A 24754-nucleotide genomic window follows, 5' to 3' on the forward strand; every position below is an offset into this window, starting at 1 on the left:
AAAAAGAGTGGCTGGGGGACTAGGATTCGAACCTAGGTAGTCAGATCCAGAGTCTGACGTCCTACCACTAGACGATCCCCCAACCGTGCGCTCAACGTAATATAAGCGAAGGCGGCGAGTCAAGACGGGGCGGCCTTGGCACGCTCAATCCCCTTTTGCAGGCGGTGAAGCGTCCGTTCCCTGCCCAACAGCTCCATCACATCGAACAGGCCGGGGCTGGCGGTGCGGCCGGTGAGGGCGACCCTCACCGGCTGCGCCAACTGACCCATCTTCAGGCCCTCTTCTTCGAGCACGCCCTTGAAGACTTCCTCCAGGCGGGCCTTGGAAAACTGCACGGCGCCTTCAATTCCGGCCTTAAGCTTCGTGAGGGCGGGGACGATCGCCGGCGTCAGGAACTTCTTGGCCGCTTCTTCGTCGATAGCGACGTCCTGCCCGAAATACGGTGTCGCCCAGGTCACCATCTCGACAAGGGTCTTGGTTCGCTCCCGCACCGTGACGACCAGCCTCTCCAGCCACTCCGCCGACACGGCTTTGATCTCTTCTTTCAGCCCGGCCTGCTCCAGATACGGCACGAGGGCCTGCGCGATCCGGCCCGGCGTCCCGTGTTGAATGTAGTGGGCGTTCACCCAGAGCAACTTGTCCGGGTTGAACACCGCCGAAGACTTCTGCACGTGGTCGAAAGAAAACTTTTCGATGAGCTCCTCCCGCGTGAAGATTTCCTGATCGCCGTACGACCAGCCGAGCCGCGCGAGATAATTCACCATGGCTTCCGGCAGATAGCCCATTTCCTTGTACGCCATGATCGAGGTCGCTCCGTGGCGCTTGGAAAGCCTCGTCTTATCCGATCCCAGGATCATCGGCAGATGGCCGAACCGCGGCACCGGATAGCCCAGCGCCTGAAACATGGGAATCTGCCTGGGTGTGTTGGTGAGGTGGTCATCCCCGCGCACGACATGGGTGATGTTCATCAGCGCATCGTCCACGACCACTGAAAAGTTGTACGTCGGGTAGCCGTTGGACCGGAGGATGATCAGGTCGTCCAGCACGCTGTTGTCGAAGACCACGCGCCCCTTGATCAGATCGTCGATGACGGTCTGCCCTTCCTGCGGCGCTCTGAACCTCAGCGCAGCGTCTCCGGTCGGCGTCGTGATGCCGAGATCGCGGCAGCGGCCGTCGTATTTCGGCGAAAGCCCTTTCGCTTCGGCTTCCTTGCGCCGAGTTTCCAACTCCTCGGCTCGGCATACACACCAATAGGCCCGGCCTTGCTCGAAGAGCTTCATGGCATGCCGCCGGTAGAGATCCATGCGCTCGGTCTGACGATAGGGGCCTTCGTCCCAGTCCAGACCGACCCACCGCATGCCTTCAAGAATGACTTGGATGGATTCTTCCGTGGACCGGCTTTGGTCCGTGTCTTCGATGCGCAGGATGAAGACCCCTTTGTTCTGGCGCGCGAACAGCCAGTTGAACAGGGCGGTGCGGACCCCGCCGATGTGGAGATAGCCGGTCGGGCTGGGTGCGAATCGAACTCTGATATTACTCATCTCGCCGGCTCATTGAAAATGCCTGGACACTGGCACTACGATGCGCACAGGAAAACGCGTGCCACGGGGCGCGTATCTATATCACGCTCGCCGCTTGCGAGTACAGATCGACCAGCCGGATAGCGGAGCATGGGGGAACCGACACAACTGGCTCAAGTCGTAAGTGTCCGCCCGCTCACTCCTCACGTGCGCGAACTGGTGCTCGCGCCGCTGGAACGCAGCATTTCGTTCACGCCCGGGCAATGGGTGTCGCTGAAGTTGCCGGTCGGGAAACATCCTCCGCTGAACCGCGCCTACACGATGGCCGAGCCGGAACGACCGTCCGGACATCTGACATTGGTGTATGATCTCGTGCCCGGCGGGCTTGGCTCCCACTATCTCGCCACACTCAAAGCCGGCGACCGGGTCCCACTTTCAGGACCTTACGGCAACTTTGTCCTCCCTGATCCATCGACGAAAGAGTTGCTGTTGATCGCGCGCTATTCCGGCATCGTCCCGTTCCGCTGCATGCTCACCCATCTCTTTTCACGCGTTCCGGACCGCAGAGTCTCGTTGCTCTACAGCGCCCCGGGCCAAGCCGAACTGGTGTACCACGACGAGTTCACAGCCCTCGCGTCACGGCGGGATCGCTTCAGGTACGTGCCGATCGCCTGTGCTCCCGAAACTCCGCCCCACGCAGAAGTCGAAGCGCTGATCGAACAACTGAAGCCGATCCTTGCCGACGGACGACCGGTGATCCCGATGATTTGCGGGATCAAAGCCTTTGTCCGGCCGCTACGGACCTTTTTCACCGAGCAGGGATTCGACCGGCGGGAGGTGCGGGTGGAGACGTATGATTAGAAGACCGTTAACCGTCAAACATCATTCGTCAAACGAAAGCTTGAGAATGGCTACTCATCACGACGATTGACCAATGTCGATTGACGAGCGCTTCGCATCCTTTTCAGTGCCCTTCCTTAACGAGATTTTTGTTCACAGCGGGGATTTCGACCACCACGTCCATCGTGCCGTTCGGAACGCATTGGCAGCCCAAGCGCGACTGCAACGTCGTCACCGGTGCCTCTTCGAGCTGATCGAATTCATCGTCCGTCCCTTCATTGCATGACTCCAAGCCCTTCCTCACAATGACATGACAGGTTGAGCAAGCGCAGACTCCGCCGCAGACATGTTCAAGATCAACCCCGTTGCCCATCGCGATATCCAGGATGCTGCCGGGAAGCCCGGTCGCCCCATACGGAATTTTGTCCGGCTGGACCTCGACCTTGGTCTCTGTTTTGTCCGGCATGATGAAGGTGACCGTGTACGGTTTGGTTGGTAACTCAACGTCCGTCTTTTCGATATAGGGATTGATTCCTCCCATGCCCTTTTACCCTTTCTTCCGTGGTTTAGCGTCACCCGAGGAGAGGCCTCAAGACCGTGACATCTACCGCTGAATCGGCTTAAGCCCTTGAAACAAAAACTCGGGCTCCTCTATTGACAGCCCCTTCTCGGCCGTGCTAGTTTTAGTCCGACCAAAGCGATCGGAGATCATTATAGTCTCCGACTATTTGAATCGGCAATAGCCCATGTTGAAATTCTCCAAAAAAGCGGACTACGGGCTCATGGCTCTGCAATACATCGCGGCCGTGCAATTCGGCGATGTGACGCGCGCCCGGATCGTCAACACGAAGGAGATCGCCGAGGAGTACAACATCCCTCTCGAGCTCCTGGCCAAAGTACTCCAGACTTTGGCCCGGAGCGGGCTGATCGAAAGCCATAACGGGCCCAAAGGGGGCTATTTGCTGGCGAAAAGTGCGCGTGACATCACCATTGCCCAAGTCTTGGAAAGCATCGAAGGGCCGCTCGGCATCACCGATTGCTATCACGAAAAGGAGGGCGAGCCCTGTATGCAGCGCGAGCACTGCACGATCAGGACCCCGCTCCTCAAGGTCCAGGACAGCATCTATCAACTGCTTAACAATATGACGCTGCAGGACATGATGGGCGGCACGCCGTTGATCACCGTTCAATCGATCACCACCGCGCAAGGAGTCGAGCGATGAAGTTTCCGATCTATCTGGATAATCACGCGACCACGCCGATGGACCGGCGTGTGCTGGAGGCGATGCTTCCCTACTTTACAGAGAAATTCGGCAATGCGGCGAGCCGCAATCACGCCTTCGGTTGGGAGGCGGAAGAGGCCGTGGAAAATGCCCGCAAACAGATCGCCAAACTGATCCATGCCGATCCGAAAGAGATCGTCTTCACCAGCGGCGCCACCGAGTCCGACAACCTGGCGCTGAAGGGCGTCGTGGAAATGTACCACGAGAAGGGCGACCACATCATCACGTCGGCTACGGAACATCGCGCGGTGCTGGACACGGCCAAAGCCCTCGAAGCGAAGCGCGGCGTCAAGGTGACCTATTTGCCGGTAGACAAGCACGGTCTAGTCAGCCCGGATGACGTGCGGACCGCCATCACTGACAAGACCATCCTCATCTCGATCATGTTGGCCAACAACGAGATCGGAACGATCAATCCGATCAAGGAGATCGGCAAGATCGCGAAGGAGAAAGGCGTGCTGTTTCACTGCGACGCGACGCAAGGCGTAGGCAAGATTCCTGTCGATGTGCAGGAGATGGGGATCGACCTGATGTCGTTCAGCGGGCACAAGATCTATGGCCCGAAGGGCGTCGGCGCCTTGTACGTCCGGAAGAAGGCCCCCCGCGTCCGAATCGCGGCCCAGATGGACGGCGGCGGTCATGAGCGCGGCATGCGGTCCGGCACGCTGCCAGTCCCGCTGATCGTGGGGTTCGGCAAAGCCTGCGAACTGTGCGAGCAGGAAATGGCGGCCGAAGCCTCGCGCCTCGCGGCCATGCGCGACCGGTTGTATGCCGGGATCATGAATGCGTTGGAAGATGTGTATCTGAATGGCCATCCCACCCAGCGGCTGCCGCATAACTTGAACCTGTCCTTCGCCTACGTCGAGGGAGAGTCGCTGCTGATGGGAATGAAGGAGATCGCGCTGTCGTCTGGGTCGGCCTGCACCTCGGCCACTCTGGAACCGTCCTATGTGCTCCGGGCTCTGGGCGTCGGGTCGGACCTGGCCCACTCCTCGATCCGGTTCGGCCTGGGCCGGTTCAACACGGAAGAGGAGATTGACTACACGATCAAGCGGGTTATTGAAGTCGTGAACAAGCTTCGCGAGATGTCCCCCTTGTATGAAATGGCCAAAGAAGGCATCGACCTGAAATCCGTTCAGTGGGCCGCCCACTGAACGCGTGAAGCGTGAAACGTAAGGCGTGAAGCGAACCGGACGAGATACGCTTCACGGATGACGAGAGACGAAGGAGGGTACGATGGCATACAGCGAAAAAGTCGTCGATCATTTTAACAATCCGCGAAACATGGGGAGCTTCCCCAAGACCGACCAGGACGTGGGCACCGGCATCGTCGGCGCCCCGGAGTGCGGCGACGTGATGAAGCTGCAGATCAAGGTGCAGAACGACACCATCGTGGACGCGAAGTTCAAGACGTTCGGCTGCGGATCAGCCATCGCCAGCTCGAGTCTGGCGACCGAATGGCTTAAAGGCAAGACGCTCCAAGAAGCGGCCAAGATCAAGAACACCGATATCGTGCAGGAACTCAACCTGCCGCCGGTGAAGATCCACTGCTCGGTCCTGGCGGAGGACGCGATCAAGGCCGCGCTGGCGGACTATAAGAAGAAAGCGGAGGGAAAAGGCCAGCCATCCACGTAACCGATACCTGTAATCAGATTTCAGCAGCAAGGAGTGCGACATGGAGACACCCAACACGACAGCCCAGATCCCGGTGGTCACGCTGAGCGAGTCCGCGCTGAAGGAAGTGAAGCGGCTGATGAACGTCCAAGGTCTGACGGAAGGCGGCCTGCGGCTGGGCGTCAAAGGCGGGGGCTGTTCGGGGCTGAGCTACACGATCAACTTCGACGACAAGATCGGCCAGTATGACACGGTGTACGAGTTCGACGGCGTCAAGGTGATCGTGGATGCGAAGAGCGCCATTTATCTGCAGGGCACGCAACTGGATTTTCAGAAGGACCTCATGGGCGGTCAGTTCAAGTTCGTCAATCCGAACGCGCAGAAGACCTGCGGGTGCGGGGAGTCATTCTCGGCCTGATAGGCGGACAACCGGATAGCTAATAGCAAGTAGCTGCTTCCCGGGTTGAAAGCACCGGCGCCCCAGGATGCGACCCCTGCTACGTGCTATTAGCTATTCGCGTGTCTGGCCGGGGTTTGTGTTGTCGAAAGGCGTCATGCAGCAAGGTCAGAAGGCATCCAGTCCGCGCACCGAACTCCAGATGGCGCGCAGCATGTGCTGGCACTGCCAATCGGAGATCAGCGGGGAGTATTTCTGCGAACGGTGCGTGAAGGTGCAACCTGTCTCCAAGGAGATGGATTACTTTACCTGTTTGGGTCTTCCGCGTCGTCTGAACATCGATCCCGACCAACTTGAAGCCAAGTTTTATGAATTAAGCCGCATGTTTCATCCGGATTTCTACCAGAGCAAGACCGAAACCGAGCGGGCGATCAGCCTCAACAATTCCGCGTTGTTGAACACCGCTTACCGGACGCTGAAGGATCCCGTCCAGCGGGCCGAGTATCTGCTTCGCTTGGAAGCGGGCTCCGCGAAAGAGATCCGCACCTCCCCGCCGGCCGATTTGTTCGAAGAGATTCTGGCTCTTCAGGAAGACCTCGAAGAGTTCCGGTCCGCCTCCTCCGATCGACCGCCCGACGAGCTTGAGCCCCTGCGGGCCAAGCTGGAAGCGGACCGGAAGACGCTGGACCGACGCCGGGCCGAAATGGAAGCCCGGCTGTTCGAGCTGTTCACCGCGTGGGACGCGCTGCAGGATCGCGGAGAAGCCACCGACCAGCTCCGCAAGGAGCGGGAAGCGATCCTCAAAGAAATGCGGGAGATTCTGTCCAACCGCACGTACGTCAGCAACATCGTCAACGACCTCGTCGCGACCATCGGATAAGACTTCGCTATGGCACGCATCGTCGGCATCGATCTCGGCACGACCAACTCGTTGGTCGCTTACATGGACGCCGGCCGGCCGAAGGTCATCCCCGGGCGGAACGGCCGCACCCTGGTCCCCTCCGTCGTCGCCATGACCGACAACGGGCTCATCGTCGGCGACCCGGCCAAGGACTACCTGATCCGCAGTCCGGAGCGGACGATCTATTCGGTGAAGCGCTTCATGGGGAAAGGCCTCGCCGATGTCCGGGACGAACTCGCCTACTTTCCCTACGCACTCCACGAACAGGGCGGTGTGATCCGCATCCAGATCGGCGAGAAGAGTTACTCCCCGCCGCAAATCTCCGCCATGGTCCTGAAAGAATTGAAGCAGCGGGCGGAAGCCTACTTGGGCGAGAGCATCACCAAGGCCGTGATCACCGTGCCGGCCTACTTCAACGACAGCCAGCGACAGGCGACGAAGGACGCCGGCATGATCGCCGGGCTGGAAGTCCTGCGGATCATCAACGAGCCCACGGCGGCGTCGCTCGCGTACGGCCTCCAGAAGCGGACCCAGGGAGTGATCGCCGTCTACGATCTGGGCGGCGGCACGTTCGACATTTCGATCCTCAAACTGAAGAACGGCATCTTCGAAGTGCTGGCGACGAACGGCGACACCCATCTCGGCGGCGACGACTTCGACCGCCGCATCGCCGATCTGATCCTGAAGCAGGTGCGGGAACAGCGCCGGCTGGACCTGGACGCCTACCCCGACACGATCCAAGCGGTCCGGCTGGAGGCGGAACGGGCCAAGATTCGATTATCCGACGAGCGCAAGACCACCGTGGTGATCGATCTGCCGAACGGCAGAGGACAATTCGAGTTGGAGCTGACGCGCGACCAGGTGGAATCGCTGACGACAGATCTGGTCGAGCGGACGCTCGGGCCCTGTCGGCAGGCGCTGAAGGATGCGGGGCTCACGCCGGCGGACATCGACGAAGTGGTGCTGGTCGGCGGCGCGACACGCATGCCGCTGGTGCGCCAGCGGGTTCAGGCCTTGTTCGGCAAGGTGCCGCACAGCGAGCTGAATCCCGACGAGGTGGTCGCGCTGGGCGCGGCCGTCCAAGCGGACATTCTGAGCGGCGGCACTCAGGACATGCTGTTGCTCGACGTCACGCCGCTGTCGTTGGGGATCGAGACGATGGGCGGGGTGATGAGCATCCTGATCCGCCGCAATACCACGATCCCGGCCAGCGCCAAGGAAATGTTCACCACTTATGTGGACGGCCAGACGTCCGTCGACATTCACATCCTGCAAGGAGAGCGGGAACTGGCCAAAGACAACCGCAGCTTGGCCCGCTTCCAGTTGAAAGTGCCACCGCTGCCCGCCGGCATTCCGCGCATCGAGGTCACGTTCCTGATCGACGCGAACGGAATTCTCAACGTCTCCGCGCGCGATGTGCGGACCGGCGAGACCCAATCGATCCAGGTGAAACCGTCCTACGGGCTCACCGATGAAGAAGTCGAACGGATGATCGGCGAATCATTCAAATTCGCGGCCGAAGATCTGAAAGCGCGCCAGGTGATCGAGGCCCGGACGGAGGCCGAGGCTATTCTCAAGGCGACCGACAAAGCCCTCAAGCATGGCGGACACCTCATCAGCGCCGATGAAATCGCCGCGATCAAGGCGGCCGTGGCGACGCTGGAGTCCGCCAAGGCGACGGAAGAACACCAAGCCATCCGCGCCCGGATTGCGGATGTCGAGAAGGCCACACACCATCTCGCGGAGGTGCTGATGGACACGGCGCTGAAAGAAGCGCTCGAAAACAAGAAACTCTCGGAGTTGCCGTGATAGGGCATGGGGCCAGGGGCGAGAGGCAAGGGATAAGAAGGGCGACGCCCCGGGCCTCTCGCTTCGTGCCTCTAGCCTAGGAGTCGCTATGGATCTGAAGTGGCAGGACGCAGAGGAGATCGCGATTCGCTTGTTGGAAACTCACCCGGATACCGACCCACTGACGGTCCGCTTCACGGACCTGCACGCCTGGATCGTCGCGTTACCGGAGTTCAAGGACGATCCCAAAAGGTCGAACGAGAAAATTCTGGAAGCGATCCAGATGGCCTGGCACGAGGAATACCAGGACGCCAAGTCGTAGCTGTTCCCGCAACCCGCCGGAGTCGCTCGCCTCTCAGTTCGGTGTATCAGGGTGACCGCCTTCCTCGACCGCCGGTTGTCCCTCCGGGATCTGGTCCAGCTTATAGAATTCGGTCGGATCGAGGCGCTGGGGCGCGACCTGCGTCGGTTCCGTTCCCTTTGCAAACAATTCGACGGTGCCCTGTTCCACTTGGTCGGAGGTCAGCAGGCCGGTTGAAGGATCCACTTTCACGAAGACCACGTCGTCCGGAATCGTGAACGGCACGACCGGCAGTTGTTTGAGCGCTTCTTTCATGAAGTCGATCCAGATCGGCAAGGAGGCATGGGCGCCGGATTCGGTCTCGCCGAGCGGTCGCCGGTCGTCGAAGCCGACCCAGGTTCCCGCCGCCAGATTCGGCGTGGCGCCGATGAACCAGGCGTCCGTGTAATCATTGGTCGTGCCGGTCTTGCCCGCCACCGGCCGGCCAATGGACTTCGCCAGCTGGCCGGTCCCCCGTTGAACGACGTCTTCCATCATATTCGTAATGAGATAGGCGGTTTCCTTGGGGATGGCCTGGCGAGGCTCAGGCACGGTTTCTTCCAACGTGCGACCGGTGTTGTCTTTCACGCTGGCAATGGCATAGGGCTCGACGCGCACGCCCTGATTGACGAACACCCCGTAGGCCGACACCAGTTCCACCAGGCTGACGCTGCTGGAGCCCAGGGCGAGCGACAGGTCCGGGGTCAAGGGACTGACAATGCCGACCGATCGGGCGAATTCGATCACGTTCCGCACACCGACTCTCTCCAACAGCCGGACCGTCGCCAGGTTGCGCGAGTGAATGAGCGCCTCTCGCAAGCTGATCATGCCGAAGAAGCGCCGCTCGTAATTCTCCGGCTTCCAGATTTTCTCTTCGTCTTCCTGCTCGTAGACCACCGGTGCATCGAGCACCAACGTCGCCGGGCTCATCCCTTGGCTCAGGGCCGTCGCGTAAATGATCGGCTTGAACGCCGAACCGGGCTGACGATGGGCCATGACCGCGCGGTTGTACTCGCTCCGGCTGAAGTCGAAGCCGCCGACCATCGCGCGGATGGCGCCGGTCCTGGGATCGATCGCCACGAGCCCGCCCTCGACGATCGGCGTCTGCTCCAGCCGCAGATGCACGAGGTCGCGATCGACCTTCTTGACGGCGACTTCGATCACATCTCCCGGCTTGAGCAGTTGCTTCGGGTTTTGCACCAGCACGAAGTCCTTGGTCGGATCCCGGCCCTTCAGCCGCCGCTTCGCCCACGCCATATCGTCGAACGAGAGCCGCCCAATCCCCGTGCCGATGTGGACCAGCACATGGTCTTTGCCGACCTTGGTGACCATGCCTTCCATCATGTCCCCTTCCTTCAACATCTGGGACACGGCCGGCGGGGTTGCGGTCAACGTCGCGAGATCGACGGTCCGGAGCGGTCCGCGCCACCCCTGCCGCTTATCCAGATCGCGGAGTCCGTTGCGAACGGCGGCTTCGGCGGCCCTCTGCATCTCGACGTTCAGCGTCGTGAAGACCTCCAATCCGCCCTTGTACACCATCGCTTCGCCATACTTGGCGACCAGAAGCTGTCTGACATGCTCGATGAAATAGGGCGCGATCTGCTCCGCGCCGGGCCGGCGGAACGCCAATGGCTCCGCCGCCGCTTGTTCCCGCTCTTCGGGCGTGATGAACCCCGCTTCTTCCATGCGGGCCAGCACGTGTTCCTGCCGCTTTTTCGCCCGCTCCGGCGCTTTGAAGGGCGAATAGGCGCTCGGCGATTTAGGCATGCCGGCGAGAAACGCCGCTTCCGCGAGCGTCACTTTCGGCAGATCTTTTCCGAAATAGGTCTGCGCCGCGGCCGCGACTCCGTAAGCGCCCTGCCCGAAGTAAATCTGGTTCAGGTACATCTCCAGAATCTGTTCCTTGGTCAGCACCAACTCCATCTTGTACGCAAGGATCAATTCCTTGAGCTTGCGCTCGAACGTCCGTTCGGACGAGAGAAACAGGGATCGCGCGAGTTGCTGCGTGATGGTGCTCGCGCCTTCGACCCTGCCGCCTCGCCGGAGGTTGGTCCAGGCCGCGCGCAAGATCCCGACGACGTCAAGGCCCGGATGCTCGAAAAAGCGCGCGTCCTCCACGGCGATGACGGCCTGGATCAGAGGTTTGGGAATCTCCTGGAGCGGCGTCAGCAGGCGACGCTCGATGAAGAATTGTCCGATGATCTGCCGGTCATCCGAATAGACGCGGGTGACCAGGCTGGGCTGGTAGTTCTGCAGCGGATCGAGCGGCGGCAGGTCTTGCGAAAAATACCACAGCACACCGGCGGCGGAACCGCCAGCCAGAAACACCATGGCCGTCCCAGCCAACAGGACGATGTGCCACCACGCCCATCGTCGGGGCCGCTCCCGAACCTCGATGAACCGATCGCTGTCAGGCACGCGAACGAATCTCCAGAGAGGATGGACACGGGGGGATGTGAACGATAATCAACCATACAATGCATGTTCTAAAAACTCAAGCGACAGGCGGTTCCCGATCCAGTTCTGAGCGATGAGCGCTGAGTGCGGTTGACGCCCAAGAAACCCGGAAAGGCGGCCTTGTTCCGCAGGAGGCCGTTCGGGTATAGTGCTTCGACGCCTTCACTGCGAGGCGTCTTTTTTTGGAGAGAGGAGCCCGGCTCGATTCATGACCCAACACGCGCCCTCCGGTGTTCAGCCAAGCGCCCGACGCGCTCCTCACGGGCGTCGGGCCGACATCCGTAACGTCGCTATCATCGCCCATGTGGACCACGGCAAGACCACCCTGGTCGACGCCCTACTCCGCCAGACGCACGCGCACCGCAAGATCGACGACATGGGCGAACGGATTCTCGACTCGATGGACCAGGAGCGCGAGCGCGGCATCACGATCCGCGCCAAGAACGCGAGCATCATCTATAAGGGCGTCAAGATCAATATCGTGGACACGCCGGGGCATGCGGACTTCGGCGGCGAAGTCGAGCGGACGCTGCGCATGGTGGACGGCGTGCTGCTCCTGGTGGATGCGAAGGAAGGACCGATGCCGCAGACCACCTTCGTGCTCCGCAAGGCCCTGTCGCTGGGTCACAAGGCGATCGTGGTCATCAATAAGATCGACCGGCCGGACGCGGTCGTGGATGATGTGCTCAACCGCACCTTCGACCTCTTCGTCCACCTGGGCGCCGCCGACGAACAGCTCGACTTCCCGATCGTGTATACCGCCGCCATCAAAGGCGTCGCCACCCTGGACGTCAACAAGCCCGGCTCGGACATCACGCCTCTGCTCGACACGATCCTGGACCGGATTCCCGCTCCCGCGATCAGCGCCGATGCGCCGTTGCAGATTCTGGTCCTTGCGCTGGCTTATGACGCCTACAAGGGCAAGTTGGGGATCGGGAAAATTCAGTCCGGGTCCATCGCCCGTCGTCAGAACGTCGTCCGGATCACACGCGACGGGACCCACGTTTCCGGCAAGGTTACGGAGCTGGCGGTCTTCTCCGGTCTCGAGCGCATGGACGTGGAGCAGGCCGAGGCAGGGGAGATTGTCGCGGTCGCCGGCCTGCCCGACATCGGCATCGGAGAAACCATCGCCGACGCCGAGCACCCGATCGCGCTGCCGACGGTGTCCATCGACGAGCCGACGGTCCAGATGACCTTCTCGGTGAACAACAGCCCCTTCGCCGGACGGGAAGGCAGGTTCCTCACGTCGCGACACCTGCGGGAACGGCTGTTCAAGGAATTGGAAACCAACGTCTCGCTGCGCGTGCAGGAAACCCAGAGCCCGGACCGGTTCCTGGTGGCCGGCCGCGGCGAGTTGCACCTCGCCGTCCTGATCGAGCAGATGCGGCGGGAAGGTTACGAACTTCAGGTCTCTCAGCCGGAAGTGATCCTGCACCATGAAGGCGGGCAGGTCTTCGAGCCCTACGAAGAACTGGCCGTACAGGTCCCGTCGGAATACCAGGGTGCGGTAATCGAAGAGATCGGCCGGCGGCGCGGCGAACTCCGACATATGAAACTGGTCCATGCCGACGGCGCCGCGAGCGAGATGCACCTGGAGTATCACATTCCCACGCGCGGCATCATCGGCCTCAAGAACGCCCTCCTGGCCAAGACCCGCGGCACCGTCATCATGCACCATGTGTTCAAGGGTTACGAGCCGATGGACGACCGCGCGCCGGTGGTGGCGCCGCACGGATCGCTGGTCGCGTTCGAGGACGGGGTCAGCACGGCCTACGCGCTGTTCATGACGCAGGAACGAGGGACCCTTTTCATCGGACCCGGCGTCGAGGTCTATCAAGGCATGGTCGTCGGCGAGAACAGCCGCGATGAAGACCTTGACGTGAACGTGTGCAAGACCAAGCATCTGACGAACATGCGCGCCTCCGGCTCGGACGACGCGCTGATCCTCACGCCGCCCAGGCAGATGACGCTGGAGTTTGCGCTCGAATACATCGGACCCGACGAGTTGGTCGAGGTCACGCCGGCGAGCCTCCGCATCCGCAAGCACCTCCTCAATCCTGAAGACCGGCGAAAGGCCCGCAAGGATCGGAAGAGTTGAAGATCCGGCGCAAGCTCCCCAAGCTCTCCGCCGCCCGGCCGCTGTACGTGGTCGGCTACACGTTCCCGGCCCCGCCGAGCGAGGCTCTGCAGCGCCGGTATGACATGGAATACGGCGGCCCGCTCCGGCTCACACCGGAATCCGGCAGGCCCCAGATCGATCGCGCGCATGAGACGCTCGTCGCCACCCATGGACCCTGGCGCGCCCGCATCAGCCTCGCGCTCCCGGACGAGGACGCGAGCCAATGGAGCGAACGGCTGGACTGGCGCCATTCCCACATCGGTCTCTTGGCGGCGACCGGCATGACGCCGGCCAACGCCGTGGACACGATCCTCATGACCGCGCGCTTGGCCCGGGAATTCACCTTGCTGACCGACGGCACGGCCTACGATGTCGCCGCTCAGGCGTATCTGAATCCTTCCGATTGGAAGGACCTCGACCTGACCTCGTTCCACAGCGCCGACCATGTCCGCGTCGCGCAGGCTGAGGCCGAGCAGCCCGGGGCCGACTGGTTTCACACGCTCGGGCTGAGCAAGTTCGGCCTGGATGAGATCGAAATGTTCCAGCCCCTCGGTCTTCCCGGCGCGCCGGTGACGGAGTTGCTGAGGGAACTCGCCGACGAACTGATCCGTCGCGGCCGGACTCCCAAGGTCGGCGACGTCATTGAGAGCCCGTTTCTCTCCCGGTCCGTTCAAGTGGTCCGACACCGAACCGCTTCGCCCGCCGGCACGCTGTTGATTCTCCGCGAAATACAGCCGGTTCCCTGAGCGGTCGCTCTAACCCCTCGGTTTCTCATCGGACTTTCCCGTTTGCGTACGGACTTCCCCTCTCAGGCTAGGGCTTTTGGCCCGTTGACAAACTTTCAGGCTGCGTGTTACCAACTTTTCATCCGCAGTTTCGGGCTTTCCCTTGAAAAGTTTAACCCGAGAAGGAGGACGCAATGGCTACCGATGTGGCACCCGAGATTAAAGTGGGCGATACGGCGCCGGACTTCACCTTGAAAGATCAGGATCAGAAAGACGTGAAGCTGAGCGACTACCGGGGCAAGAAAAATGTCGTGCTGTGTTTTTATCCGCTCGATTGGAGCCCGGTCTGTACCAACGAAAACAAGTGCCTGACCGATGATTTCCCCAGCTTCCAAAGCGTCAACGCGGAAGTCTTCGGCATCAGCACGGACAGCTTCTTTTCGCACAAGGCCTGGGCGGACTCGCTCGGGTTAAAACACCGCTTGCTGGCCGATATGCACCGAGAGGTCTGCAAGAAATACGGCCTGTATTTCGAGCCGTTGAACTGCGCAAAACGCGCGACCGTGATCGTGGACAAGAACGGCAAGGTGGCGTACGTGAAGGTGCAGGAGATCAAGACGGCGCGCGACGACAAGGAAATTCTGGAGGCGCTCAAGAAGCTGAACTAAGTCGGGAAGGACTGCGCGACGAGGACTGAGAGGGCGACGGCTCGGCCGGCCCCTCAGTCCTCGGCACTGAAATGGCCGTCGAAGACGTCAGCGACGCGAATTACAAAGAGTTCACCGATGCGCCCGCGGCGGTGGTCGCGTATGGGATCGCCTCCTGCGAGCCGTGCAACCAATACGATCCGATCCTGGAGCAGGTCGCCTCGCGCTTCACGGATGTGCGGATCGGCAAAGCCAAGATGCACGTCCCCGGCCGCTGCCGCGAGATCAAAAAACTCCATTCGTTCGAAACCTACCCGACCACCCACTTCTTCTCCAAAGGCAGACTCCTCCTCACCCGCGAAGGCAAGTTGGAAGCCGACGAACTCGCCGCGCTGATTTCAGACCATCTGCTTTGAAAATAGGCGCGAGGCTAGAGGCCAGGGGCTAGAGGTCGGAGTCGCTACCCCCTTGCCCCGAGCCCCTTGCCTCTTACCCGTTCATGATTTTCATCATGCGTGGGTGAGCGATCGCTCATGGGGACTGTTGAAGTAAAGAAAGACGGAAGGGCCGGCGGGGCTCGGACGGTCGGAAACCGATGCTGCCTCAGCCGGCGTATTCAAACGCCAAGTCACGGGTCTGGACGAGGCGGATGCGGTGGAGGGCGCCGGTGGGGATGGATTTGACGAGGCGGTCCCAGATGGCGCGCACAAGGTTCTCGCCGGTGATCGGCTGGCGGCCTAAGACCTGCCGCAGGTCTTGACCGTCGAACGGCCGAACCACCTGCTCGTGAACCAGCCGATCCAGCGCGACGATGTCCGTGACCATGCCGGTTTCCCGGTCGATCGGCCCGTGCACGGTCACGAAAAGATCCCAGGCGTGGCCGCTCCATGTCCCGGCCCCGCCCGATGGCACACGCTGCCCCTGATAGACGGCGGTGAACTGGTACCGTCTGGTGACGCTCGCCACGTCCAATCCGGCCGCCGCCGTCACCTCGGCATAGAGGTCTTCGTCCTCGTACAACCGGACGGCGTGGAGCGTGCCGATTTGCGGATGGGTCTCCAGCCGTCGCCACAAGACGCGGGCGATGTTCTCGGTCGTCGGGATCAGGTCGGTGAAATACGGCGTGTCGATGTTGAGATGTTTATGGTCGAACTCTTCGAGCGCATCCTGCAGGACCTGTTTGACGTCGAAGAGATTCACGACCATGCCCGTTCGCGGATCGACCTCGCCCGAAATGGTCACCTCCAGCAGATAGTTGTGTCCGTGTCCCGGTTCGTTGTTGCAGGCGCCGAAGACCGCGCGGTTGCGGGCGGCGTCCCAACTCGGCTTGTGATAGCGGTGCGCGGCGGCGAATTCGATACGCTTGGTCAACAAGACGGGCGGCATCGCTGACTCTTCCTCGGGGAGAAAAGACGAAAGGGCCGGGATGACAATTCGCAGCGGAATCGTCCCGGCCCTTCCGGAAAACAGAACGCTCTGACCGGCAGCGGTTACGCGCTGAAGGAGCTGCCGCACCCGCAGGTCGTCTTGGCCTGCGGATTCTTGATCGAGAAGCCGGAACCCTGCAGGCTGTCCACGTAATCCACTTCCGCGCCGCTCAGCAGCGGGGCGCTCTGCGAGTCCAGAATCACTTTCACACCGCCCTTCTCAACGACGGTGTCGTCATCGGACAGCTTGGACTCGAAGGCCATCCCGTACTGATAGCCGTGACACCCGCCGCCGCGCACGTAAATGCGCAGGCCGACCGTGTCTTGCTCCTCCTTCATGAGTTCGAGAATCTTCTGCTCCGCCTTCTCGGTAATGGTGATCATCGTCTTCCTCCATTCATTCAGGCGCGATGCCATGCAACACGATCACGGCATCCCCCGCCGACGGTACTCATAGAGTATAGGGCTCTCCCGCGCGAAGTCAACGGACTCATCTGCCGGTCTCTCCGCGCGTCGCTTCCGCTTTGAGACCGAGATCCTCCAGCCATTCCTGCCGCATCTCCGGCGGCACAACCGCTTGCGCCCGGTACCGGCCGTGGTGGACCGTGAGCGTGACCGGGCTCCGCTCATCGGCCAAGGCCTTCACAAACTCCGCCGTCGTCCGGAACCGCACGAAATGCACGGCGCTGATTTTCTCCTCCTTGCTGCGCCCGCCTTCAAATTCTCCATACACGACATGGGGCCCGGCCGCGATCGCGACCTTCTCTCCGCGATCGATGCCTTGGAACAGGTCCAGGATGGGCTGAATCTGCTCTTGCTCCGTCACCTCGATAAACAGCGTCGCGCTCAATTGCCCGCCGGCCGGCAGCAGCGCGTTGTACACGTCCAGCTCGGCCTGGATCTTCCGGGGGTCGAAGATGTGCTCCACCCGGATCATTTCCTGGATTTGAAACTGAATCGTGTCGCGATTTTCAAAGACCAGCGTGACGAGGTCTCCGACCGGGATGCGGCGGCGGCGCTTCAGCGCGATGATGCGCGCGCGAAATTCATCCCGTTGCCGTTCATATTCGGCGTAGGAAATCACATCATCGAGTGTCAGGCCTTTCATCTGATGACCCTGCTCGGTCGTGTTTTCCTCCCGTCACGCATCACGCGCATTACGTCCTTATGACGGCAACCCGTAGGCGTCGCGGACGATTTGAATGGGATGGAGCGTGCGCTTCCCCCCGGCATGACCGGAAGCGCCGGCCTGATCCAGTTGAAGGCCGGCAAGCGGGCAATCGGATGCGATGAGATCGGCCGGCGCCTTTTCGATGTCGCGCACCGCCTTGCCGGCGATCTTCATCGACAGGTCGAAGAACTCCACTTTGGCCGCCCAGGTCCCGTCGTGGCCGGAGCAGCGCTCGACCACCTCGACCCGGGCGCCGGCGCACTCCATCAATTCTTTGGATTTGAAACCGATATTCTGATCCCGCAGGTGGCAGGGAATCTGATACGCTACGCGACCGGGCTTGCGCGGGAAATCCGTCGCCAGCTCGCCGGCCTGCTGTAGTTTCATCAGGTACTCGCACACGTCGAAGGTCCGTTGCGCCAGTTGCGCCGCATCGTCGCCCGGCAACAGATACGGGTATTCGCGCTTGAGCATCAGGCTGCAACTGGGCACCGGCACGACGACATCGTAGCCTTCGTCCAGCCAGGGCTTGAGGTCGCGTAGATTGGCCCTGGCCGCCTTCACGATCGCCTCGGTGTCGCCGATATCGAACGACGGCATGCCGCAGCACCGTTGCTCCGGCACGACCACATGGACCCCGTTTTTCTCGAGTACCTGCACCGTCGCTTTCCCGACGTCCGTCGCCTGGTAGTTGACGAGGCAACTCACGAACAGCGCGACCTTTCGCTTGGCCGGGCCGGATGATGCCGGTCGCCGCGCCCGACCCCACCAGCGAGCAAACGTCTCCCGCGCGAAGGGCAGCACGTGCCGGTCCTTGTGCAGCCCCAGCACCCGATCGAGCCACGCGCGGACCCACCGGCGCCCCATCATCCAGTTGGCGATCGGCGCCGCCAGGCTGCCGGCGGCGCCGATCAGGTCGGTCTTGATCAGGAGACGGTCCCGCCAGCGCACGCCCTTCTCCGCCGCAAGCCGCTTCTTCCATGCGAGCATCATCCGGGGGAAATCGATCTCGTACTGATGAGGCGGGGTATAGGGGCAGTGATTGAAACAGAGCTTGCAGTAGTAGCATTCGTGGGCGATCTGTTCGAAATCGGCCGGCGCGAGCTTGGACACATCGCTCTCCTGCGCGTCGATCCGGTCGAACAGCGTGTTGAAAGAGGGACAGAGATTGAAGCACCGGCGGCAGCCGTCGCAGATCTCGTACACGCGCAGTGTTTCCTTGTCCAACTGCGACCGCTCGACCGGATTGATCAGGCTCAGGCCTTTCATGGGCGAGGCAAACACGCTCTCAGCCATCAGCGTCAGCCGCCAGCTCCGGATATCCGCGAGTCCTTTGCTGAGAGCTGACTGCTGAAAGCTGATGACTCTCGGTTGTTATCCCTGTTTCAGGCTCTCCAATCCCTTGGTGAAGCGGTTGGCGTGGGACCGCTCCGCCTTCGCCAGGGTTTCGAACCATTCGGCCAGCTCGGCGAATCCTTCCTCGCGGGCGGTCTTGGCCATGCCCGGATACATCTGGGTGTATTCGTAGGTCTCGCCTTCGATGGCCGACTTTAAGTTGGCTTCCGTATTGCCGATCGGCACATCGGTCACCGGATCGCCGACCTCTTTCAGGAAATCCAGATGGCCGAACGCGTGGCCCGTCTCCGCCTCCGAAGTGTCGCGGAACAGGCCGCCGATGTCCGGATAGCCTTCGATGTCCGCGCGCCGTGCGAAATAGAGATAGCGGCGGTTCGCCTGGGACTCGCCCGCGAAGGCGTGCTTCAGGTTTTCATGACTCTTGGTGCCTTTGAGACTCTTGCTCATCGTTCCCTCCTCCTCTGAACAGATGGGTGTGCTGATGAATGATGACCTAGATGGTGAGTCGCGGCGCCCGGCCTCTTCCTGCGCCGGCACGCTGCGCAGTAGCCGTGAAATTCGACCCGGTGCCCCGTGACCTCGAAGTCCAGCCGGCTTCCGACCCGGACCGAGAGTCGATCGAGCGTGGCATCCATGAGGTCTTCGATCTTCCGGCACCCCAGACAGATCAGGTGATGGTGCAGGCCGATGTTGGCGTCGAACCGGGATCGGTCGTGCCAATAATTGACTTCGCGCACGAGGCCGGCTTCGCGCAGCACGCCGAGCGTGTAGTACACCGTGTTCCGAGAGATCATCGGGTGGATCTTTTTGACTTCCCGATACAGATCCTCGGCCGTCGGATGGCTGGTGGTGCCGGCCAACGCCCCGTAGATCGCCGCCCGCTGAGGCGTCATGCGCACGCCGCGTTCCCGAAACCGCTTCCGCATCTCGCCAAGACCGACTGTCATTTGATTCCTCGATAGGAATGATTCCTAAATATCACGCGGACGCCGGCATGATCAAGAGGGCCGGATTCACGTCGTGTTTCAGGAGGTTTGGCCGTACACCGGCAATTCGTCGGCCATGTCGGCGAGCGGCTTGTACGCACGATCTTTCGACGACAGCAGCGGCTCGGCCACCGGCCAGGCGATCCCCAAACTGCCGTCGTTCCACAGGATGCCGCGCTCGTCGGACGGGGAATAGAACTGCGTGCACTTGTACAGGAAAGCCGCGGCATCGCTTGTCACGCAGAATCCGTGCGCATACCCCGGCGGGATATAGAGTTGGAGGCGGTTCTCGGCGGACAGCTCGACGCCGTACCATTTGCCGAACGTGGGAGAGCCCTTGCGGATGTCGAGCACCACGTCGAAGACCGCGCCGTACGGCACCATGACCAGCTTGCCCTGGGCTTGCTTGAGTTGGTAGTGCAGGCCCCGGACGGTTCCGCGCACGGACCAGGAAAAGTTATCCTGCACGAACGGACCTTCGATGCCGGCCCGGGCATAGCGCGTCGCATGGTACGTCTCCATGAAGAACCCGCGCGCATCCTGAAAGACATCCGGCTCGATCAACAGCACGCCTTCCAATTCGGTGGGTATCACGCGCACCGCGCCCTCCTCTGTACAGCGATTGTACGGCCGTGTCGGCGGCCCAATGAGCGGCCCATCTTACTCCGTTCCGTTTTGGAGGAGAAACTACGTGAACGAATGGCCTCGCGCCCATTTTCAAAGCGGTCTTCATGAGCGATAGTTCACCCATGCATGATGAAAACATGAGCGGCCAAGAGGCAAGGGACTCGGGGCAAAAGAGGAAGAAACTCCGACCTCTAGCCGCGGGCCTCTAGCCTCGCGCCTCTTTTCACAGCGTTACGGCTCGTCGTCGTCATCGCCCGGATCCATCGGCGGGTAGAGTTGCTGGAAACGCTCAATCAGCGGCAGGGCGGCAGGCGTGCTGGGGAGCGTCGGCTCGCTGGGCGGATGGTCCCACGTCAGGACCGTAATGCCCGCTTCCGTCAAACGGCTTCGAATCGTCTCCACCATCGCCTCCAGTGTGACCTCCGTCCCGAACCGGAGATCGATCACCCGCTTTTCCGGAGCCGTGGGCGGAGGATCGGTGTGGACCAGCGCCCAACAGCGATCGAAAATCTCGGCGCGCAAGTCTTCAGGAATGTTGAGGGAGGGGAGCCCGGATGTGCAGAGCGCCACCACGAACAGGACGAACTGCAGGTCGTCCATGCCGGGCCGATGGACATCCAGCGAGGGCATGACGGCCGTTCCTTAGCAGAGCGATCGAGCGGAGTCAACGGCGGGCGGCAATCTGGACAGGCGTGATCCGCGCCCAGTATGATCTGGCGGAGACGACGAGACGGAGAGACGAACGATGGTGACCATTACGCTGATGGGGCAACTCCAGGCTGCCGACGGCGAGCGCGACCTGGCCTGCGAAGTGACCGACCCCGTCACGGTGCGACAACTGATCCAGCGCCAGGGCCGGAACTTGCGGGATATCCTGCAATTGATGAAGGAAAAGAAAGTGCTGGTGACCGTCAACAAGCGGATCGCCAGCATGGACACAGTGGTCCACGACGGCGACGCCATTAAGCTGGTCGGTCACGACGGCACAGGAGGAAGCGGGTTGGGTCCCTCACTCGTCTGACCGGATTTGTGCGGCCCTGGAAGAAGAGAGGGCCGGTTCCCGCGGGAACCGGCCCTCCTCTTTTGGGAAGCGTATGAAGCCTGAACAAGCAGGATCGCTCAGTTCAGTGCAACCTGGTCGTTTATGCTCACTTCTTCCCGAGAATGGCATCCTTGGCGACTTTCGCGACGCGGAACTTGACCACGCGCTTAGCAGGAATCTTGATCGGCTCGCCGGTCTGAGGGTTGCGTCCCATGCGTGCCTTCCGATTCGACAACACCAGCTTGCCGATCCCGGGAACGGTGAAGGTGTTCTTCGCCTCCTTGTACGCGAGCGCGGCGAGCTCATCGAGAATCTGGACGGCGGCCTTCTTGGTGATGCCGGCCTTGCCTGCCAGGTGGTCGGCAATCTGGGACTTCGTCATGGATTTGGCCATACGTACCTCCTTAACGTCTCATATGGTGAAGAGTGAGTGGTAGTGGCGTTCTGGAATCTGCCCGTATTCCAGGTCAAATGTGTAGGAACTTTGTCGCAACCTGCAAAGGGCGCGCAAACCGGCGCAGAGTGTAGCCAAAGCCCCGGAGGCTGTCAACCGGAAAAACGCCCATCGGGCTTGGCAAAAAGCGTACTCGCGCAGTCTTGATTGGGAACCGATGTGAGAGTACAGTAAGGCGCACGTTACAAGAACTCGAAATCCTTCCATTTAAAGAGCACGAGGTTATTCATGGGGAAAGAACTGCCGATTCTGCCGCCGACCCCGCAAACCGGGGACGAAGCGAAGGGAGAATCATACATTTACTGCAGGGTCTTCTGCAGTCGAGAGAATGCGCCCCCTCTCAAGCTGCTACTGGATTTTCTCAAATCGCGCGGCCAGCTTCCCTTGATTCCCAAAATGGATCCTGAGGCGCTCGAAGAATGGGCGTGGGTCCATATCTCCCTGGGATACAACCGCGATCGCAAACCGATCCAGCTCTTTTGCCTGCGGGACCGGGGGACCTACAAGGAGGCTTTCGAACAGGAGCAAAAACAATTTCTCGAACGATTATCGGTCTACGACGACATCGAAGCCGACCTCGTGCGCGAGCATGTGCGGCGGGCCCGGTTCATCGCCACCACGCGATTGGTGAAGGATGATGTGACGGAAGACGGGTACGATTTCAACGGCTGGATCCTGGAGTTTTTCCAAGAGAATTGCAACGGGATCGTCCAGATGGACGGCAAAGGGTTCTTTTCTCCAAAAGGCGAACTGATCGTCGAGGTGCAGGACGAGATTTCCTCAGAGATCGACATGGTCTGATGCGCAACCGGTTGTCCGGTCTTCGGCCACGCCCGTGCCTCAGTTCTACAAGAGCCGTCTTCCGGTCCTCGCTTCCCGGTGGTTCGACCGAGCGAAAGCCGCCCTCCTCGGCGAGCTGCCCTGTCGCAAAGGTTGTTATCAATGCTGTTTCGGCCCGTTCGCCGTCACCGTGCGGGATATTGCGGAATTGCAACTGGGGCTGGCGGAGATGGACCCCGCGCGGCGGGACACGATGCAAGAGCTCGCCCGCCGGCATATCGCCGCAATCGAAGCCCGTTATCCCCGTCTCGCCGAATCCCCTTGGCTCGATGACTGGCCCGATGCGGAGATCGATCGACTGGCGGCCGAGTTCGCCGAGCTTCCCTGTCCCGCGCTCCAGCCGGACGGCAGTTGCGGCGTTTATCCGTTCAGGCCGGTCACCTGCCGGATGATGGGCATTCCCGTGGAAGAAGGGGAGACAGTCCACGGGGCCTGCGCGGTGCAGACCTTCGTTCCAGTCTTGCGCCTCTCCCGCTCGCTGCGTCAAGAAGAGGAACACTTGGCGCGGCAGGAAGCCGACGAACTGGATCGCCTGCGCCGAGACCGGCGGATCTCGGGAGAGGAAGTGCTGCTGCCTTATGGATTTCTCCCCGACCGAGCGCCGGAGACTCTCCGCGGCCACCTGGACAGGGCGTGAATCGCTGTGATAAGTTCGGCTCTACTTCGCTGGCGGGAGCGCCTGTAGCTCAGCGGATAGAGCACTAGCCTCCGGAGCTAGGGGCCACAGGTTCAAATCCTGTCAGGCGCGCCATACCCTGCTTGACCCGACCCGGAGCCCTTCCGGTTGCTCTTGGCGACGGGATGAACACCTCCAGCGACCGGCGAGTTCAACACACGGTGGGCCGTTAGCTCAGCTGGTAGAGCAGCTGACTCTTAATCAGCGGGCCGCAGGTTCGATCCCTGCACGGCCCACCAAAAATCAACAAGTTAGAAACCTCGTCCCAAGAGTCACGAACCGGTGTAGACGCCATGTAGACACGGAAAAAAAATTTTTCTTCCCCGCCCTGTCGCGCCTCCTCCCATTTTCAACATTTCTCGGGTTAAAAGACATCTTGCAAAGCCTCTCCAGCTTTGAAAGACCTGGCCATCATTTTTTCAAAGACACAATGGTTCTGAGATGCAGAACCGTATAGATCAACGTAACCGAACTGGCGTGATGGCTTGCCTGCTCGCGGCAGATCCTCTGCCATAAGGAGGGAAGTCAGACATGAAAGAATCAGAACCGATAAAAAAGCGCCTTTTCAACATTCGCGAAGTGGCGGAGTATACGGGACTCTCAGTCCACACCCACTACGCGATGGTCAGCCAACGCCGGATCCCATATGTCAAGGCAGGCCGGCTGACCAAATTTGATCTCAAGGCGATCGATGCATGGATCGAGAGAAACTCTGTAAAACCCTCGGCACGAACAAACGGGAATGTGAAAACCGGCAACGCACCTTAACTGAATCGATTGGCCATGTGGCCTCTCCCTTGTAAACCGGTTAACCGACTCCTTCTCTCTTGCCTCCCCACGACAACCAAAGGAAAGCCCGTGATCGCGCTCGTCTTCGACGCGATGACGGCTCGTCATCAGGGGGAAAGGGGGAGCCTGTCGGCAGGTTCCCCCTTTGGGCGGGAGGCGTAGATCTCGATGATTGGGCCTTGGGGAGGCTGTGCCAGAACAGTCACAGAGCCGTTACGTTTCCGGTCTTCTAAGCATTGCCGTTTCATTGAGCGTGGAAGTGTGCGCCAAAACAGATCAGGCTCGATGTCCACCCAATAAGTAAGGAGTGTTCCCGTACTTCCAGTAAAGGACGCACATGGACGCGAGCTGCCGATAAGAGACCGGCGGCACATTGCTGCCGGGGAACCAGCGTCTGAAAAACGGGAAGATCAGACGCATGCCTATGGGCGGTTTCCAGGTGACCATGAGTCAACTCCTCTCCTTTGTGGCTCAGTCATTTCGCTTCTTGCGCGGGCATCAGCCGGCGCTCATGAAGGGGGGCCGGGGGGGATGTCTTTGCCGGACGTGGCAAGGTTCCACGCCGCGCAAAGACTTCCCCCCTTTTCACTCATCGCTCGAGTTCCACTGCTCGCGGCGGACTGGCGACGTGGAGGTCTTGTCAATAGGTGTGTAAATGGAATCAGGCAGCGGCCTCCTTCGGCCTGACAGGTTTCTGCATACCATCGACAAACTGGATGCCGGCGTAGACCAGAGGCAGCAGCTCCGGGGCATTC

General features: G+C 60.9%; 29 protein-coding genes and 3 tRNA genes. 18 read left to right on the forward strand and 14 right to left on the reverse strand.

The window, feature by feature from the left end; all coding sequences use genetic code 11:
* Positions 1-8: 8 nt before the first annotated feature.
* A tRNA-Gln gene (locus AB1555_15200) sits at positions 9-82 on the reverse strand.
* Positions 83-119: 37 nt separating this feature from the next.
* Positions 120-1541: a glutamate--tRNA ligase gene (gltX, locus tag AB1555_15205; GenBank protein MEW6248044.1), complete on the reverse strand. Its 1422-nt coding sequence runs from the start codon at positions 1539-1541 to the stop codon at positions 120-122.
* 129 nt (positions 1542-1670) lie between these two features.
* On the opposite strand from gltX, the gene AB1555_15210 reads away from it, so the two are divergent.
* Positions 1671-2381, forward strand: a complete 711-nt coding sequence (locus tag AB1555_15210; protein MEW6248045.1) for an FAD-dependent oxidoreductase — start codon at positions 1671-1673, stop codon at positions 2379-2381.
* A gap of 103 nt (positions 2382-2484) precedes the next feature.
* On the opposite strand, the gene AB1555_15215 is transcribed toward AB1555_15210, so the two are convergent.
* Positions 2485-2901, reverse strand: a complete 417-nt coding sequence (locus AB1555_15215; GenBank protein MEW6248046.1) for a 2Fe-2S iron-sulfur cluster-binding protein — start codon at positions 2899-2901, stop codon at positions 2485-2487.
* 205 nt (positions 2902-3106) lie between these two features.
* Between AB1555_15215 and AB1555_15220 the strand changes: the two genes are divergently transcribed.
* From AB1555_15220 to iscX, 7 genes are all read left to right on the forward strand, one after another.
* Positions 3107-3583, forward strand: coding sequence for an Rrf2 family transcriptional regulator (locus AB1555_15220; GenBank protein ID MEW6248047.1), 477 nt, complete (start codon positions 3107-3109; stop codon positions 3581-3583).
* The gene (locus tag AB1555_15225; protein MEW6248048.1) at positions 3580-4797 is read left to right on the forward strand and encodes an IscS subfamily cysteine desulfurase; all 1218 of its coding nucleotides are present in this window, start codon (positions 3580-3582) and stop codon (positions 4795-4797) included. Before AB1555_15220 ends, AB1555_15225 begins: the two co-directional genes overlap by 4 nt.
* 82 nt (positions 4798-4879) lie before the next feature.
* The gene (gene iscU / locus AB1555_15230; protein ID MEW6248049.1) at positions 4880-5278 is read left to right on the forward strand and encodes a Fe-S cluster assembly scaffold IscU; all 399 of its coding nucleotides are present in this window, start codon (positions 4880-4882) and stop codon (positions 5276-5278) included.
* A 40-nt stretch (positions 5279-5318) separates the two neighbouring features.
* Positions 5319-5675 (forward strand): iron-sulfur cluster assembly accessory protein, encoded by a 357-nt coding sequence (locus AB1555_15235; GenBank protein ID MEW6248050.1) that lies wholly within the window; start codon positions 5319-5321, stop codon positions 5673-5675.
* 136 nt (positions 5676-5811) lie between these two features.
* On the forward strand, positions 5812-6534 hold the full coding sequence (hscB, locus tag AB1555_15240) for a Fe-S protein assembly co-chaperone HscB (GenBank protein MEW6248051.1): 723 nt from the start codon (positions 5812-5814) through the stop codon (positions 6532-6534).
* Positions 6535-6543: 9 nt separating this feature from the next.
* Positions 6544-8364 carry a molecular chaperone DnaK gene (gene dnaK, locus AB1555_15245; protein MEW6248052.1) on the forward strand — a complete coding sequence of 607 codons (1821 nt, stop codon included), beginning with the start codon at positions 6544-6546 and terminating at the stop codon, positions 8362-8364.
* Between the two features lie 88 nt (positions 8365-8452).
* Entirely contained in the window at positions 8453-8665 is a 213-nt protein-coding gene (gene iscX, locus AB1555_15250) for a Fe-S cluster assembly protein IscX (protein MEW6248053.1), read from the forward strand.
* 33 nt (positions 8666-8698) lie between these two features.
* Here the strand turns inward: iscX and AB1555_15255 are convergent, their stop codons facing one another.
* On the reverse strand, positions 8699-11101 hold the full coding sequence (locus tag AB1555_15255) for a PBP1A family penicillin-binding protein (GenBank protein ID MEW6248054.1): 2403 nt from the start codon (positions 11099-11101) through the stop codon (positions 8699-8701).
* A 247-nt stretch (positions 11102-11348) separates the two neighbouring features.
* Between AB1555_15255 and typA the strand changes: the two genes are divergently transcribed.
* From typA to AB1555_15275, 4 genes are all read left to right on the forward strand, one after another.
* Entirely contained in the window at positions 11349-13238 is a 1890-nt protein-coding gene (gene typA / locus AB1555_15260) for a translational GTPase TypA (protein ID MEW6248055.1), read from the forward strand.
* Entirely contained in the window at positions 13235-14005 is a 771-nt protein-coding gene (locus tag AB1555_15265) for a hypothetical protein (protein ID MEW6248056.1), read from the forward strand. Before typA ends, AB1555_15265 begins: the two co-directional genes overlap by 4 nt.
* A 173-nt stretch (positions 14006-14178) precedes the next feature.
* The gene (locus tag AB1555_15270) at positions 14179-14652 is read left to right on the forward strand and encodes a peroxiredoxin (protein ID MEW6248057.1); all 474 of its coding nucleotides are present in this window, start codon (positions 14179-14181) and stop codon (positions 14650-14652) included.
* Between the two features lie 71 nt (positions 14653-14723).
* A complete protein-coding gene (locus AB1555_15275) occupies positions 14724-15047 on the forward strand; it encodes a thioredoxin family protein (GenBank protein ID MEW6248058.1) in 324 nt (107 codons plus the stop codon).
* A gap of 187 nt (positions 15048-15234) precedes the next feature.
* Here the strand turns inward: AB1555_15275 and AB1555_15280 are convergent, their stop codons facing one another.
* From AB1555_15280 to AB1555_15315, 8 genes are all read right to left on the reverse strand, one after another.
* Complete coding sequence (locus AB1555_15280) at positions 15235-16017, reverse strand: 6-carboxytetrahydropterin synthase (protein ID MEW6248059.1); 783 nt, start codon at positions 16015-16017, stop codon at positions 15235-15237.
* Positions 16018-16121: 104 nt separating this feature from the next.
* Entirely contained in the window at positions 16122-16442 is a 321-nt protein-coding gene (gene erpA / locus AB1555_15285; protein ID MEW6248060.1) for an iron-sulfur cluster insertion protein ErpA, read from the reverse strand.
* Positions 16443-16548: 106 nt separating this feature from the next.
* Positions 16549-17166, reverse strand: coding sequence for a DUF3501 family protein (locus tag AB1555_15290; GenBank protein ID MEW6248061.1), 618 nt, complete (start codon positions 17164-17166; stop codon positions 16549-16551).
* 57 nt (positions 17167-17223) lie between these two features.
* The gene (locus AB1555_15295) at positions 17224-18525 is read right to left on the reverse strand and encodes a heterodisulfide reductase-related iron-sulfur binding cluster (GenBank protein ID MEW6248062.1); all 1302 of its coding nucleotides are present in this window, start codon (positions 18523-18525) and stop codon (positions 17224-17226) included.
* Positions 18526-18603: 78 nt separating this feature from the next.
* On the reverse strand, positions 18604-19032 hold the full coding sequence (locus AB1555_15300; GenBank protein MEW6248063.1) for a rubrerythrin family protein: 429 nt from the start codon (positions 19030-19032) through the stop codon (positions 18604-18606).
* The gene (locus AB1555_15305) at positions 19029-19532 is read right to left on the reverse strand and encodes a Fur family transcriptional regulator (protein ID MEW6248064.1); all 504 of its coding nucleotides are present in this window, start codon (positions 19530-19532) and stop codon (positions 19029-19031) included. The genes AB1555_15300 and AB1555_15305 overlap by 4 nt, the downstream gene beginning before the upstream one ends.
* A 78-nt stretch (positions 19533-19610) precedes the next feature.
* On the reverse strand, positions 19611-20171 hold the full coding sequence (gene rfbC, locus AB1555_15310) for a dTDP-4-dehydrorhamnose 3,5-epimerase (protein ID MEW6248065.1): 561 nt from the start codon (positions 20169-20171) through the stop codon (positions 19611-19613).
* A gap of 258 nt (positions 20172-20429) precedes the next feature.
* On the reverse strand, positions 20430-20828 hold the full coding sequence (locus tag AB1555_15315) for a hypothetical protein (protein MEW6248066.1): 399 nt from the start codon (positions 20826-20828) through the stop codon (positions 20430-20432).
* 115 nt (positions 20829-20943) lie between these two features.
* Between AB1555_15315 and AB1555_15320 the strand changes: the two genes are divergently transcribed.
* Positions 20944-21219 (forward strand): MoaD/ThiS family protein, encoded by a 276-nt coding sequence (locus AB1555_15320; protein ID MEW6248067.1) that lies wholly within the window; start codon positions 20944-20946, stop codon positions 21217-21219.
* A gap of 127 nt (positions 21220-21346) precedes the next feature.
* Here the strand turns inward: AB1555_15320 and AB1555_15325 are convergent, their stop codons facing one another.
* Positions 21347-21634, reverse strand: a complete 288-nt coding sequence (locus tag AB1555_15325) for an HU family DNA-binding protein (GenBank protein MEW6248068.1) — start codon at positions 21632-21634, stop codon at positions 21347-21349.
* Positions 21635-21922: 288 nt separating this feature from the next.
* Here AB1555_15325 and AB1555_15330 point away from each other — a divergent pair, with 288 nt between their 5' ends.
* The 5 genes from AB1555_15330 to AB1555_15350 all read left to right on the forward strand — a co-directional run bounded on the left by AB1555_15330 (position 21923) and on the right by AB1555_15350 (position 23978).
* A complete protein-coding gene (locus tag AB1555_15330; protein MEW6248069.1) occupies positions 21923-22495 on the forward strand; it encodes a hypothetical protein in 573 nt (190 codons plus the stop codon).
* Positions 22496-22529: 34 nt separating this feature from the next.
* Positions 22530-23171 carry a YkgJ family cysteine cluster protein gene (locus AB1555_15335; GenBank protein ID MEW6248070.1) on the forward strand — a complete coding sequence of 214 codons (642 nt, stop codon included), beginning with the start codon at positions 22530-22532 and terminating at the stop codon, positions 23169-23171.
* Positions 23172-23209: 38 nt separating this feature from the next.
* Positions 23210-23285, forward strand: a tRNA-Arg gene (locus tag AB1555_15340).
* Positions 23286-23373: 88 nt separating this feature from the next.
* Positions 23374-23449: transfer RNA gene (locus AB1555_15345), tRNA-Lys, on the forward strand.
* A 292-nt stretch (positions 23450-23741) separates the two neighbouring features.
* A complete protein-coding gene (locus tag AB1555_15350) occupies positions 23742-23978 on the forward strand; it encodes a helix-turn-helix domain-containing protein (GenBank protein MEW6248071.1) in 237 nt (78 codons plus the stop codon).
* 297 nt (positions 23979-24275) lie between these two features.
* Here the strand turns inward: AB1555_15350 and AB1555_15355 are convergent, their stop codons facing one another.
* The gene (locus tag AB1555_15355) at positions 24276-24446 is read right to left on the reverse strand and encodes a hypothetical protein (GenBank protein MEW6248072.1); all 171 of its coding nucleotides are present in this window, start codon (positions 24444-24446) and stop codon (positions 24276-24278) included.
* Positions 24447-24754: the final 308 nt, after the last annotated feature.

The sequence above is a fragment of the Nitrospirota bacterium genome (genome assembly GCA_040755395.1).
Taxonomy (GTDB): Bacteria; Nitrospirota; Nitrospiria; order Nitrospirales; family Nitrospiraceae; genus DATLZU01.